Annotated in this window: 12 protein-coding genes; 3 read left to right on the top strand and 9 right to left on the bottom strand. The window is 67.6% G+C overall.

Features of this window, described 5'->3' with window-relative positions; all coding sequences use genetic code 11:
- Positions 1-88: 88 nt before the first annotated feature.
- Positions 89-514, bottom strand: a complete 426-nt coding sequence (rpmE, locus tag Q0H23_RS07315; protein ID WP_293815707.1) for a 50S ribosomal protein L31 — start codon at positions 512-514, stop codon at positions 89-91.
- A gap of 216 nt (positions 515-730) precedes the next feature.
- On the opposite strand from rpmE, the gene Q0H23_RS07320 reads away from it, so the two are divergent.
- A complete protein-coding gene (locus tag Q0H23_RS07320; RefSeq protein ID WP_293837056.1) occupies positions 731-1585 on the top strand; it encodes a type III pantothenate kinase in 855 nt (284 codons plus the stop codon).
- 117 nt (positions 1586-1702) lie between these two features.
- On the opposite strand, the gene Q0H23_RS07325 is transcribed toward Q0H23_RS07320, so the two are convergent.
- The 3 genes from Q0H23_RS07325 to Q0H23_RS07335 all read right to left on the bottom strand — a co-directional run bounded on the left by Q0H23_RS07325 (position 1703) and on the right by Q0H23_RS07335 (position 5043).
- Entirely contained in the window at positions 1703-2554 is an 852-nt protein-coding gene (locus tag Q0H23_RS07325; protein WP_293837058.1) for a biotin--[acetyl-CoA-carboxylase] ligase, read from the bottom strand.
- Positions 2545-4176, bottom strand: coding sequence for a dihydropteroate synthase (gene folP, locus Q0H23_RS07330; RefSeq protein WP_293837060.1), 1632 nt, complete (start codon positions 4174-4176; stop codon positions 2545-2547). Before folP ends, Q0H23_RS07325 begins: the two co-directional genes overlap by 10 nt.
- A 114-nt stretch (positions 4177-4290) precedes the next feature.
- Positions 4291-5043 (bottom strand): NAD-dependent protein deacylase, encoded by a 753-nt coding sequence (locus Q0H23_RS07335; RefSeq protein ID WP_293837062.1) that lies wholly within the window; start codon positions 5041-5043, stop codon positions 4291-4293.
- Positions 5044-5198: 155 nt separating this feature from the next.
- Here Q0H23_RS07335 and Q0H23_RS07340 point away from each other — a divergent pair, with 155 nt between their 5' ends.
- Complete coding sequence (locus Q0H23_RS07340; protein ID WP_293837064.1) at positions 5199-6158, top strand: patatin family protein; 960 nt, start codon at positions 5199-5201, stop codon at positions 6156-6158.
- Between the two features lie 123 nt (positions 6159-6281).
- On the top strand, positions 6282-7112 hold the full coding sequence (locus tag Q0H23_RS07345) for an exodeoxyribonuclease III (protein ID WP_293837066.1): 831 nt from the start codon (positions 6282-6284) through the stop codon (positions 7110-7112).
- Here Q0H23_RS07345 and Q0H23_RS07350 read toward each other — a convergent pair.
- From Q0H23_RS07350 to tilS, 5 genes are all read right to left on the bottom strand, one after another.
- Positions 7109-7906 (bottom strand): phosphatase, encoded by a 798-nt coding sequence (locus tag Q0H23_RS07350; RefSeq protein ID WP_293837068.1) that lies wholly within the window; start codon positions 7904-7906, stop codon positions 7109-7111. The genes Q0H23_RS07345 and Q0H23_RS07350 overlap by 4 nt on opposite strands.
- Before the next feature lie 10 nt (positions 7907-7916).
- A complete protein-coding gene (locus Q0H23_RS07355) occupies positions 7917-9113 on the bottom strand; it encodes a pyridoxal phosphate-dependent aminotransferase (RefSeq protein ID WP_293837070.1) in 1197 nt (398 codons plus the stop codon).
- 377 nt (positions 9114-9490) lie between these two features.
- Complete coding sequence (ftsH, locus tag Q0H23_RS07360; protein WP_293837072.1) at positions 9491-11599, bottom strand: ATP-dependent zinc metalloprotease FtsH; 2109 nt, start codon at positions 11597-11599, stop codon at positions 9491-9493.
- Between the two features lies 1 nt (position 11600).
- On the bottom strand, positions 11601-12152 hold the full coding sequence (hpt, locus tag Q0H23_RS07365; protein WP_293837074.1) for a hypoxanthine phosphoribosyltransferase: 552 nt from the start codon (positions 12150-12152) through the stop codon (positions 11601-11603).
- A gap of 292 nt (positions 12153-12444) precedes the next feature.
- Positions 12445-14097, bottom strand: a 1653-nt coding sequence (gene tilS / locus Q0H23_RS07370; protein WP_366509951.1) for a tRNA lysidine(34) synthetase TilS, incomplete at its 5' end; no start/stop codon positions are given.

Below are 14097 nucleotides of genomic sequence, written 5' to 3' on the forward strand. Positions count from 1 at the left end.
GGATGCGGGACGCAAGCGTCCGCGCACACAAAAAGCCCCGCACGGCTCAATGCCATGCGGGGCTAATTCGTGCTATGAGAGCGAAATGCTACTCAGCAGCAGCCTCGGTCTCGGTGGCCTCAGCGGCGACCTCGGCGGGAGCCTCGGCCTCAGCCTTGGCGGCCTCGGCAGCGGCCTTCTTGGCGTACTCAGCAGCACGCTTGGCCTTCTCGGCGGCCTTGGCCTCAGCGGCGGCCTTGCGAGCAGCCTCGGCCTCGGCGGCCTTGGCCTCACGGGCGGCCTTGGCGGCAGCGGCCTTCTCGAGCTGGGCGGCAGCGGCGCCACCGAACTTGTCGGCGAAGCGCTGGACGCGTCCACCGGTGTCAACGAGCTTCTGCTGGCCGGTGTAGAACGGGTGGCACTTGTCGCAGAGGTCGACGGTCAGGGAAGAGACGGTGGAGCGGGTGGTCCAAGTGTTGCCGCAGCTGCAGCGGACGGTGCACTCGACGTAATCCGGGTGGATACCCTTCTTCATTGCAGGACTCCTTCTTGCTTCGCGCCTGGTTACCGACCAGGCAATGGAACTCCCCGGGGATGGTCCGGAGATGCCTTGGTTTCCGACCAAGGCTTCAAGCCTTTGAATGGTAGCATGGGCCTTGTTTCATGTCACGAATTTGTTGGAGTTTGAGCGTCCAAACACGCCAAGCTCCACGATGCCGCCACTTCACGCGGCCACGGCAAAGGGGCAACCATGTTCCTCGCGATTGACGTAGGCAACACCCAGACCACCATCGGCCTGCTCGAGAATGGCAACGTCTGCCAGCGCTGGCGACTCAAGACGGACCGCGCAGACACCTCTGACGAGCTTCACGCACATCTCCGCAGCTTCCTTGCGCTGCGCGACTACGAGCTCAGCGGTATCGAAGCGGCGGCTGTGTCCAGCGTCGTGCCCATCCTCACCAAGATGTGGGACGCGGCCCTCACGGACGCCTTCGGCACCAGGCCCTACCTCGTCCACGGCAGCACAGACTGCTGCATGGAGATCGCCATGCCCTACCCAACGCAGGTGGGTGCGGACCGCATCGCCAATGCCGTCGAGGCGCGCGCCGCCTATGGCTCGCCCGCGATCGTCGTGGACTTTGGCACCGCGACGAACATCGACGTGGTGGATTTCCACGGTCGCTATCGCGGCGGATGCATCGCGCCGGGCCTCATGCTCTCCGCGACCGCGCTGTTCGACCGCGCCGCCAAGCTCGCATCCATTCCCATCGAGGTTCCGCCCGCGCCCATTGGCGACACGACGGAGCACGCGCTGCAGTCTGGCCTCGTGTTGGGCGTCGCCGCCCAGGCGGAAGGCCTCGTCCGCCGCATAAAGAACCAGCTTGCCGACGAGGCGGAGCAGGAGACGCTGGCCTCCTTCGCGGGAGGCGACGAGGACCGAGCGCATGCGGTTCAGGCGGCGCGCAAGGAGGTTCTCGACTGCCCCGTCATCGCCACGGGAGGCCTCTCGCGCGTCATCGAGCGCGCGACGGGCGTCTTTGACTCGGTCGACATGGACCTCACGCTGCGCGGAGTCTGGCGCATTTGGAGCACGCACCAGGCGTAAGGGCAAGCGGCACGCCACCGACAGCGGCACGCGAACCATATGGCGCGAACAAAAGCGGGGCGGCCCCGGCACAATGCGGAGCCGCCCCGAGCCATTAAGCAAGTGCTGGCCAGACGCCTAGCACGCCGCACGGCGCAGGCTGGCCTGTTCGCTCGAGACGACGACCTCGCGGCCATCCTCCAGGCGAACGGTCGCGCGCCCCCAAACGTCGACAGCCACGAAGTCGCCCGTCGCGGCGACGTTGCCGTTGGGGTAGACAACGTCGACGCGTGCGCCCATGAGCGGCAGCGCGTCGAAATACTCCGAGAGCACGGGCGCCAGCGGGCCAGCCACGGCATGGCCCGAGTTCACGGCGGCAGCCCAGGCATCCGCGCGAGCCACCACGGCGTCGCGGATGGCCTGCGCAAGTTCGTCGAAGCCAGGAGCCACGGCACCCTCGGCCATTGCGTCCGCAATGCCAGCGGGCGCGAGCGGATTCACGCTGCCCATGTCACCCTCGAGCACCGGACGCTCGAGGTTCACGCCGATGCCACAGACCGCGAACATGCCGGAGTCGCCCGTGCCTGCCTCGACGAGGATGCCCGCGAGCTTGCGATCGGGGGCGGAGGCGTCCGTGGCAGGAACCACCACGTCGTTCGGCCACTTGAGAGCCGCGCGAGTGGCACCAAGGGAGTGCAGCGCGTCGAGCACGCCCATGCCGCACACGGCCGAGATGCCCATGTAGTGGCTCATCGGGACATCCGGACGGAGAAGCACGGAGAGGTAGAGGCCCGTCGAGGGAGAGCCCCAACCGTGGCCGCGCCGGCCGCGACCGGCGGTCTGCTCGTGAGCGGCGACACAAGCACCGTGCGGGGCAGAGCCGCGACCCAGCTCCATGACATCGTCGTTCGTCGACCCCGTGCTGGCAACGATTTGCAGCTCAGGTGCCCCGACGACGCAATCGGCGCTCTCTATCTCAGTTACTCCCATGAGATCTCTCCCAGGTCAGCGCGAACGAGGCCCACACGCTCCTCGCGTGGTTTGATTGAAATGCCCGCATGCGTGAGGAAGCGGACGGGATCGTGCATGAGGTCCTCCATCGGCACGAGCACGAAGTCGCGCTCACCCAAGAGCGGGTGCGGCAGGGCGAGCTTGCGGCCGGCGTGGGTCTCCCCCTCCATCCAGAGGAGGTCGCAGTCGATAGTGCGGGGGCCGTGGCCCTCCTGCCCGGGAACGCGCTTACGGCCGAGCTGCTTCTCCACGCCCATGAGCGCGTCGAGCAGGACGAGGGGCGCGAGCTCGGTCTTTATCTCCGCGACGGCATTGGCGACGGGAAGCGCGATGCCATAGGCGGGGTCCGTCTCGTAGGCGTGGCTCACGCCGGTGACGCACGTGAGCGGAATGGCGTTGATGAGCTCGCAGGCACGGGCGAGGTACTCGACGCGATCGCCGACGTTCGAGCCAAGCGCCACGAACGCGCGGCGCGGATCGGGATGGGCGATGGCCCAGTACGAGTCGAGCGCCTGCGAGATGCCCGCCACGTCATGGACGCGCAGGACGCGAGCGCCCGCCGCCACGGCCGCGATGCAGACACCAGCAGTTGCGGCATCGCGCGCGGGAGCCTCCGTCACGCCGGAGACGGCGCCCACGAAGCGCTTGCGCGAGACGGCGCAAAGCACGGGGTAGCCCATAGAGACCATCTTGGCGCAGGCGCGCTGGATGACGACATCCTCATCCGCGAGTTTACCGAAGCCGGGGCCAGGATCGATGCAGATGCGGTCGCGGGCAACGCCGGCGCGCATGAGCTCGCGGGCCTGGTCGCCGAGGAAGCCCATGACGCGGCGCATGATGGGCGCCTCCTCCGGCAGGGTGAAGCGGCGGTTGCCTCCCGCCAGGGAGACGGAAGCGCTCGTCACGCCACGGGCGCTGCGACGCATGACCTCGTCAAGACGCTCGGCCGCGGCGGCGTCCGCGCGCTCGGCAGCAGTGGGTTCATCGGGCGCGCTAGCTGCGGCGATATCGGCGGCCTTGGCGTTTGCTGCAGCGCCGGTGGGGGCGCTGGGCAGGGTCGACGCGCCGGACGCGGTGCCCGTGAGGCCAGCGGCGGCAGCTCGGGCGGCGGCGGTGGAGTCAAGCGTGACGGTCTGACGCGGTGCGCGCTCCGAGACCTCGCCGGCGTGCATGACGATGCAGCCGCAGTCGCTCTCCTGGGCGACGCGCACCATCTCGGGGTTGGTGAAGCCGGTCACGTCGTTGATGATGGAGGCGCCGAGTTTGACGGCGAGGCGCGCGACCTCGGGGTGACGCGTGTCGATCGAGACGATGGCACCCGCGTCGACCAGCGCGCGGATCACGGGGATAACACGCTTGCCTTCCTCGTCCGGAGAGACCGCGGTGAAGCCGGGGCGCGTCGACTCACCGCCGACGTCGATGATGTCCGCGCCCTCGTCGAGCATGCGAAGGCCCCACTCGATCGCCGCCGCGGTCGTGGCATGGGTTCCGCCGTCCGAGAAGGAATCGGGCGTGACGTTGAGCACGCCCATAATGCGCGGGCGCGCGAGCGAAATCTCGTGTTTTCCGCAGCGCCAGGTCATCTGGTCTTCTCGAAGCATAGGCACCTCTCCGTCGTGATTAGCTCTCTCGATTGTAGCGGGCGGGCAGATTCCGCGCCGGCAGGCGGAAAGCCAACACAGAACGGCAAGGTGTGACGATACCGCCCGGGATCGCTAGAAGTCGAAGGCCTTGGCGATATCGGCTTGGATGATGACGCTGGCGCGCGAGCTCACGGGGATGGGGTCGCGGTTCACAACCACGAGCTCCTGGCCGAGGAAATAGTCGACCAGACCCGCGGCGGGATAGACCACGAGACTCGTCCCTCCCACGATCAGCATGTCCGCCTGCTGGATCGCGCGCACAGAGTCGTGAATCACGCGGTCATCGAGGCTTTCTCCGTAGAGCACAACGTCGGGCTTGATCACACCACCGCACTCGGGGCAGACGGGGACCCCGTGCCCATCCTCATGCTCGCGCGCCATGATCCACTCGGCAGAATAGGTGGCGCCGCAACGCTGGCAGATGTTGCGATGGACCGAGCCGTGTAGCTCGAGTACGTTCTTCGACCCCGCTGCCTGATGCAGGCCGTCGATGTTCTGGGTCACCACGGCAGTGAGCCTGCCCTCGCGCTCGAGCTCGGCGAGCTTGAGGTGCGCCTGGTTGGGCTTGGCACCCAGCGCGATCATCTTCGTACGATAGAACTCGAAGAACTCCGCCGGATGGGTCTCGTAGAAGGCGTGCGAAAGCATAGTCTCCGGTGGGTAGTCGAACTGCTGGTTGTACAAGCCGTCAACGCTGCGGAAATCCGGAATGCCACTCGCCGTGGAGACGCCCGCGCCACCAAAGAAGACGATGCGCTCGTGGCGCTCGACGCGAGCCTTGAGCTCGGTGGCGGCCTCGGTTGGGTCCGTGATGGTGATGGGCATGGGAGCCTCGATTCTCGAGCGTGGTCACTTCGGCACAAGCATAGACCTTGGCAAACGGCCGGGTGCCGGAGCGGCCGGACGCCAGGGCGGATCAGAACCTCTTCACTCCGTCGTGCTAAAGTGCCATAGACCGTCAGGATGAGAAAGGAGCCGACATGGAGTCGACCAGCACACCTTCCGAGGCAGCGGCTCCGTCCAACGCTCCCGGAGCCGTGCAGCCCACCCCGGCGGTCGCTCCCGCTAACGTCCCCGGCGTGGCGCTCGTGCTGGAGGGCGGTGGCATGCGCGCCGCACACACCGCCGGCATCGTGGCCGCGCTCATCGAGCACGAGGTTTGGTTCCCCTACGTCTGCGGACTCTCCGCCGGATCCTCCAACGCAGTCAATTACCTCTCGCGCGACGCAGAGCGCACGCGCCAGGCCTTCGTCGACATCGCCGGAGACGAGCGCTTCGGCGGCATCGGCTCGCTCATGCGCCGCAACGGTTTCTTCAACGCGGACTTCCTCTACGAGCGCGCCATTCAGGACGGTACGCTTCCGTTCGACTGGGAGACCTTCCGCGCGAATCCCGCTCGGCTCCGCATCCAGGCATTCGAGCGAGACACGGGCCGCACCGTCACCTGGACGCGCGACGACATGACCTCGCGCGTGGGCATGGCGAGCCTCGTCCGCGCGAGCTCCACCATGCCGTTCGTCATGAAGCCCATCGAGGTTGACGGGCAGGTCATGCTCGACGGCGGCCTGGGCACAGGCGCGGGCATCCCGCTGCACATGGCGGAGGATGACGGCTACCAGCGCTTCTTCTTCGTCGCGACGCGCCCGGCCGGCTACCGCAAGGAGCCCATGGGGCACGGCACCCGCGGCATCATGCGACGCGTCTGCGCCGGGGAGCCTCACGTCTTTGAGGCGCTCGTCACGCGTGCCGAGCGCTACAACGCAGCACTCGACCACCTGGCCGAGCTCGAGCGCGAGGGCCGCGCCCTTGTCGTGCGGCCGGAGAGTATGCCCATCCAGAACACCGAGACGAACGTCGAGCGCCTCCGCGCCGTCTTCGACCAAGGCCATGCCCTGGCGGAGCGCGAGATGGACAACTGGCTGGAATGGCTCAAGAGCTAGCGCCCGCGGCCGCCCGCCACGGCGCCTGAGCAGCCTGTGGGCACTCTCTTCGACGTCCGCCCGCGTCCCACCGCACCGGGCCTGGGCTACAATCCTCCTGCACGCAACAACTTTGGAGGACCCATGCCAAACGCCCGCGAGCTCAGGCTCGTTTCTTGGAACGTCAACGGCCTTCGCGCCGTCATGAAAAAGGACCCGAGCTTCACCCAGGTCGTCGAGGATACGGCGGCAGACGTCTTCGCCATCCAGGAGACGAAGCTCCAGGCAGGCCAGATCGAGCTCGACCTCCCTGGCTATCACCAGACCTGGAGCTACGCGGAGCGTAAGGGCTACTCCGGCACCGCGGTCTTCAGCCGAGAGGAGCCGCGCAAGGTCCTTCGCGCGGACGCCCTGCTTCCCATCGCGCACGAGGTCCTCTCCGCGGAGGACGAGGAGCTCGTCGCCGTGGCAGCAACTGAGGGCCGCGTCTGCGCGCTCGAATTCCCGGAATATTGGTTCGTGGACGTCTACACGCCCAACGCCCAGAACGAGCTCGCGCGCATCGACACGCGCCTCGCCTGGGACACCGCCTATCGCGAGTTCCTCCGCCGCCTCGCCACGGAGAAGCCCGTGGTCACCTGCGGCGACTTCAACGTGGCCCACGAAGAGATCGACCTCAAGAATCCCGGCCCCAACCGTGGCAACGCAGGCTTCTCGGACGAGGAGCGTGAATCTTTCACGCGCCTGCTCGAGGCTGGCTTCACAGACACCTTCCGCATGCGATTCCCCGAGCTCACGGGTGCCTACAGCTGGTGGAGCTACCGCTTCAACGCCCGCAAGAACAACGCGGGCTGGCGCATCGACTACTTCCTCGTGAGCGATGACGTGGCAGACCGCGTGACCGGCGCCTCGATCCTCTCCGAGGTCTACGGAAGCGACCACTGCCCCGTCGAGCTCACGATCGAGCTGGGCTAAGCCTCCAGGCCTGCGGCCGCGAGGGCGGCGGTGAAGGTCTGGGCGTTGGTCGTGGCGATGAGCTCCTGGGGGAAGTGAATCTCCTCGAGAACCTCGAGCGCCGGTTCGAACTTGCCGATGGAGCAGCAGATATGGGCGTCCGTGCTGACGGCGATCTTGCAGCCCAACTCGGCGCAGGTCTCCGCGATCTTGCGGCAAGAGGTGGTCACGGCCTCGCGCTTGAACTCGAGGCTGTGGGCGTTGATCTCGATCAGCTTGCCCAGGCGCGCCGCCTCGGCGACAACCTCTCGCACGTCGAAGTCCACACCGGAGCGGCCGATGTGCCCGAGGATGAGGACCTTGGGGTCATGCAGGGCATTCAGGTACATCTGCGTGCCCGCGACGGTTCCCGACCCATGCGTGAACGAGCGGTCATGCACGCTTGCGATCACGTAGTCGCAATCGGAGAAGACCCTCTCCTTGAGGGTCGTGGCCTCGGAGAGCGGCGCGCCGTTGATCTCCATGTCAACCGACATGTCATAGCCAAAGAGGTTTCCGTCGAGATCGACGATGTCCGCCTCGCAGCCATGCATGAGGCGCACGCCCTCCCAGACCTTGGGCCACGCGCCGAAGTTGAAGAAGAACTGGAAGTCTCGCATGCGCTGCTCGGGAAAGAGCATGCAGCTGAAGTGCTCCGTGTCTCCCAGTACCTCGACGCCCTGCTCGGCGGCGGCGAGAACGTTCTCGCGAATGGTCGAGTACGCGTGGCGAGAGAAGAGCGTATGGGTGTGAACGTCGCAGCGGTTAGTGAGCATGGGCACCTTCCTACTTGTACTCCGCCGCCAGCGCCTTCCAGGCGGGCAGCGAGTTGACGATCAGGTCGTGGCTCACACAATAGCTTACGCGAACCCAGCCGGGACAGCCGAAGGAGTCAGACGGGACGGGCAGCAGCTCGTGGGCCTTCGCACGCTCGAAGAACGCCCCGGCGTCGGGCTCGAGCGCCTTGACCCAGAGGTAGAAGGCACCGTCCGGCTCGACGTACTCGAAGCCGGCCGCGGCGAGGCCCTCCGTGAGGGCAGCGCGGTTCTCGGCGTAGGCGTCGACGTCGCTCGGCTCGTCGACGCAGTCAGTCACCACGCGCTGGAAGATGGCCGGCGCGCAGACGAAGCCCAGCGTGCGGCCCGCGCCGGCAATGGCGAGGACAAGGCGGTCGTGCTCGGGGTTGGTGGGCGGCACGAGCACCCAGCCGATGCGCTCGCCCGGCAGCGACAGGCTCTTGGAGTAGCTGTAGCAGACAATGGTGCGAGCGTAGATGGCCGGCACCCACGGCACCTCGGCACCATAGGTGATCTCGCGATAGGGCTCGTCGGAGATGAGGTAGATGGGGTGGCCCAGCTCCTCGCCGCGGGTCTCGAGCACGCCGGCGAGCGCCTCGAGCGTCTCGCGCGTGTAGACGGCGCCGGTGGGGTTGTTGGGCGAGTCGATGATCACGGCGGCGGTGCGCTCGGTGATGGCGGCGGAGACGGCGTCGGCGTCAACCTGGAAGGTCGCGGGGTCTGCCATGACCTCGACGCAGGTGCAGCCGCAGGTCTCGATCCAGACGCGGTACTCCGGGAAGTACGGGGCAATGACGATGACCTCGTCGCCGGGGTTAGTCACGGAGTGCAGCGTGATGGAGAGGGACGCGGCGGCACCGCAGGTGAGGTAGAGGTCATCGGCCGCGGCGACGGGCGCGTCGCCCATCTCGGCGGAGAAGCGACGGGTGAGGGAGGCAGCGACGGCCTCGCGGCAGGCGGGCAGGCCGTTTGCCGGCGTGTAGCCGTGGACCTGAACGGGCGGGAGCTCCGCGGAACGCTTGAGCGACTCAGCGACGGCGGCGGGAGCGGGCACGCTCGGGTTGCCCAGGCTGAAGTCGAAGACGTTCTCGACGCCAATCTCGGCCTTGCGCACGGCGGCATAGGCCGCAATGTCTCGGATTGAGCTCTTGGACGCCCCATAGCCGTACATCGTCTCGTTGATCATATCGTCCCCCTCGATCGCGATTGGCTTGTCGTGTCAGCGTGGGCCGGGTAGCAGCGCGCTATGTCGCATTCTATCCCTCCGATGGCAGCGCTAGGTTACGACGGCGCTACATATGACGGCGACGGGCGGACGCAGGGCGTAGGGGCCGTCGCGGGAACGGCACGGAGAGGTGCCCGGCACAGCGCCAGCGCTGAGGGTCAGCCGCCACGGGGCCGCCGCGCGAATCGGCCGGCACGCAAGAAAGCCGCCACGGGGCCGCCGCGCGAATCGGGCCGCCGCGGAAACGGCACGCGAATCGGACCGTCACGCAAAAAAGGGCGGCACGCAATCTGAACTGCGTGCCGCCCCTCGGACGGATCTTGTTTGCCTAGCCGTGACTAGCTCGCGTTGGCGTCCTCGCCGGCGACGGGCTCCGTCGCGGTCGCGGCGTTACCCGCGGCGTCACCCGCGGCGTCACCAGCCTCGGCGGCAACGGCGGCATGCGCCGCAGCGGCGGCCTCTGCGGCGGCGGCCTCGTCGACCTCGCCAGGAGCAGTCTGCTTGCCGGCGGTCTCCTCCGGGTGAGCCTCCAGGTACTTGTCCCACTCGTTGTCGAGCAGGGCCTTCACGGCCTCGCCCTCGACGGTCTCGCGGGAGAGAAGCACCTCGGCCATCGTATCCATCTGGCCGCGACGGGCCTCGAGCACGGCGCGGGCGCGGTCGTGGGCCTCGCGCATGATGCGCTCAACCTCATCATCGATACGCTTGGCGGTCTCAGCCGAGTAGTCCTGGTGATCCGCGTAGTCACGGCCGAGGAAGACCTCGTGCTGCGCCTCGCCAAACACCTGCGTGCCCAGCTCCTCGCTCATGCCCAGGCGGGTGACCATCTGGCGCGCGATCTTCGTGGCGCGCTCGAGGTCATTGCTGGCACCGGTGGTGATGTCACCGCAGAAGAGCTCCTCCGCGGTGCGGCCACCCAGAAGCACGGCGATCTGGTCGAGCATGCCGTTGCGCGTGTTGAGGAAGTGGTCCTCCTCCGGAAGCGAGAGCGTGTAGCCCAGGGCTTGGCCGCGCGCGATGATCGAGATCTTGTGGACCGGATCGGCGTTGTCGAGGATGTGGCCGACAAGGGCGTGGCCGCTCTCGTGGTAGGCGATGGTCTTGCGCTCCTCCGCCGTCATGACGCGGCTCTTGCGCTCGGGGCCGGCGATGACGCGCTCCATTGCCTCCTCGACCTCAGCCATGGTGATCTGGGACTTGTTGCGACGCGCCGCGAGAAGGGCGCTCTCGTTCATGAGGTTCATGAGGTCAGCGCCGGTGAAGCCCGGGGTGAGCTGGGCGAGGCGCTTGAAGTCAACGTCCGGGGCAAGCGGCTTGTTCTCCGCGTGGACGCGGAGAATGTGCTCGCGACCGAGGACGTCCGGACGGTCGACCGTGACCTGGCGGTCGAAGCGGCCGGGACGCAGCAGCGCCGGGTCGAGGATGTCCGGGCGGTTGGTAGCGGCGATGAGGATCACCGCGTCGTTCGCCTCGAAGCCGTCCATCTCGACGAGGAGCTGGTTGAGCGTCTGCTCGCGCTCGTCATGGCCACCGCCGAGGCCAGCGCCACGCTGGCGGCCGACGGCGTCGATCTCGTCGATGAAGATGATGCTGGGGCTCGCGGCCTTGGCCTGCTTGAAGAGGTCACGCACGCGGCTCGCGCCAACGCCCACGAACATCTCCACGAAGTCAGAGCCGGAGATGGAGAAGAACGGCACGCCCGCCTCGCCGGCGACGGCCTTGGCAAGCAGCGTCTTGCCCGTGCCCGGAGGGCCGACGAGCAACACGCCGCGCGGGATCTTGGCGCCCATCTTCTGGAAGCGCTCGGGCTCGGCGAGGAAGTCGCGAATCTCCCTGAGCTCCTCGACGGCCTCGTCCACGCCGGCAACGTCCGAGAACTTGACCTTGGGACGAGTCTGCTCCGTCGTCTTCGCCTTAGTCTTGCCAAAGCCCATGGCGCGACCGTTCTGGTTCTGCATGCCACGCATGAAGTAGACGAAGACGGCAACCATGATCAGCGTCGGGAGGACGGTGAACAGGAGGGTCTCGATCCAGTCATCGCTCGAGGTATCCACCACGTAGGTGGTGTCGGGGTGTCCCTCCATGAGCTCAGACAGGGAGTCGGAGCCAACGTAGGAGCTCTTGAAGGCAACGAGCTTGGAGTCATCGCCGACGTCCTGCTTGTTGGCCCAGTACTCACCAGTGAGCTCGCCCGACGCCGCGCGATACGTAAGGTTGTCGACGCGGTCCTCCTTGATGGCGGTGACGACGTCATTCGTGGGGAGCTCCGTCGCGCCCGCCTGGCCGGACATGAAGCCCGGCATGAAGGAGAAGACGATGTAGCCGATAAGCGCGAGCGTCAGGATGGTGTAGACGATGCCGCGGCGCTGGTCGCCAGGATTGGGCGTGCCGGGAGGCACCGGGGCGCCAGGGCGCTCAGGGCCGTTGCTCTGGTTGTTCTCACTCATGCTACTTACCGTAAACCTCCGGCTTGAGGACTCCGATGTAGGGCAGGTTGCGGTAGCGCTCGGCGAAGTCGAGGCCATAGCCCACGATGAAGGAATCAGGCACGTGCGCGCCCACGTAGCGCGGCTTGACGGCGGCAGTCTGGCCCTCGACGTCCTTCACGAGGAAGGCTGCGATCTCGAGGGAGGCGGGCTTGCGCGAGCGCAGGTTCTTCATGAGGTAGGACAGCGTGAGGCCAGAATCGAGGATGTCCTCGATGATGAGGACGTCGCGGCCCTCGATCTTGGTGTCGAGATCCTTCACGATGCGGACGACGCCCGAGCTCTTGGCACCATCGCCGTAGCTCGAGACGGCCATGAAGTCGATGCCGAGCTCGCAGTCGATCGCACGCATGACGTCGCCCATAAAGACAACGGCACCGCGAAGCACGGCGATGAGCAGCGGGTTCTTGCCTGCGTAGTCACGCGTGATCTCCGCGCCCATGCGGGTGACGATATCCTTGATGTCCTGCTCGGAGAGCACGACGCTCTCGACGTCTGGATGGATTTGCTCCATGGGAGCGCTCCTCTCTGAGGCCGGTCGCCTCATTTGCCCCACGGCGCCGCTTGCCGGCGCTCACGGTGGGAACTGCCATTCTACCAGCCCCGTCTGACAATAAACGGGACGGCACGGGAAACGATGCGCAGGCGGTCGCCAGTAGTTGACAAAGGGACTGTCCCTTTGTCAACCCGCCCTTTGTCAACCCGCCCTTTGTCAACCCGCCCTTTGTCAACCCGCCCTTTGTCAACCCGCCGCAGCCACCTGAAAAAGGGACTGTCCCTTTTTCAGGTGGCCATTGCGAGCTGCCTCACTGGCGCGTGGGGACGAGGCGGAGCTCGAGGAGGACGCGGGAGGCGTCGGTCACGCGGGCACGCTCGTCGGCACGCAAGGGCGCCACCCAGAGGATCCGCCCGCCGTCACCGATGCGCACGACGGGCACGCCGGCACGCTCCGCCGCAGGGACCTTCGCGTCGATCAGCAGGTCGGAGAGCTTCTTCGACTGGCCGTGCATCCCCAGCGGACAGAGCACCTCGCCTACCTCCGGTGAGGAGACCCAAAGGCTGCCGCCTAGGGGGCCAAGCCCACACGCCTCCGCGTCGAGCAGGACGGACGCGCCCTCCCACTCGCGGGCGTGGGCGCGGGCAAGCGCCACCGGGTCACTCCCCGGGGCGACCTCGCGCAGACGCGCCGTCAGCGTGCCGCCGGCGAGCAGAAGCGCTCCCTCGGGACCAGGCCCCGCGAGCACGCTCGAAGCGCCCGCCATCCCCTCGAGAGCGGGAACCTCGATCCAACCCGAGGTAGCGACACCGGCCTGCGCCATGCGGGCACGCACGAAGAGCATCCCGTACGAGACGCGCGCGTCGACGCCGCCCGGCAGTGTGGCCGAGCCCTCGCCCGCCGCGACGAGCTCGAGCACGCGCGTGACGTGACGCGAATCGAGGCGGCAACCCGGGCATGCCGCGAGCACGGCCATGCGCACGACGCGGCGCGCGATGGCGACGTCCGCCGCGGCGAGGCGGGCGCCGTCGAGCACGACGAGCCCCTCCTCCCGCCTGCGCTCGAGGGCGCGGAACGCGCGCGAGGCGACCTGCGTGAGGTACGAGTCCTCGTCCGAGAGGATCTCGCAGGTAGCGGCCATGCTCTCGAAGAGACGCGGGTTGCGCTCGAGCGCCCGCGGCACGACCTCGTGGCGCACGAAGGACCGCAGGTAGCGGGTGTCGGCGTTCGTCGCGTCCTCGCGCCAAGCGATGCCGCGCATGCGAAGGAGACGGCAGAGGTCCTCGTGCGTGCGATCGAGTAGGGGGCGCACGATGCGGTTGCGGCGGCGTGGAATGGACGAGAGCCCCTGCGTGCCGGAGCCCTTGATGGCATGCATGAAGAAGGTCTCCGCGCGGTCGTTGGCCGTGTGGGCCGTGAGGATGCGCGCGGCGGAGCGGGGCAGGCCCGCCTCCTCGCACAGGCGGTTCGCCAGGCGCGTCGCCGCAGCGTAGCGCACCTCTCGCGCGACGTTCTCGACGTTGGTGTCGCCGGTGGCCGGGTCCGCCGCAAGCGCTGCGACGTCTACTCGCACGACCTCGACGGGAACGCCGAGGCTGGCGCAGAGCTCACGCACGAAAGCCTCGTCGCCGTCCGCCGCCTCACCCCTGAGCTGATGGTTCACGTGGAGCACGTGGAGGCGCTCGCGGGCGATGCGCGCGAGACCACGGCCGTCATCGATGTCGAGCTCGTCCGTCGCGGCGAGCAGGAGGAGGGCCGTGGAGTCCGCGCCACCAGAGACCATGAGGACGACGGGGCCGGCCGCCTCGGCATCTGCGCGGCCGGCGCGCACGGGCGACGTCGTCGCCGCGTATCTCCTGCTCACACTCGTCATGGCACTCCCCTCGTGCGCTTTGGCTGCCGGCCCAGGCAGCCGGCGCTGCGCGCGTCCGCGGCGGCCGTCGTCGCGTGCTCGACGCCCGCC

Source organism: uncultured Parolsenella sp., from assembly GCF_934660935.1.
GTDB lineage: Bacteria > Actinomycetota > Coriobacteriia > Coriobacteriales > Atopobiaceae > Parolsenella.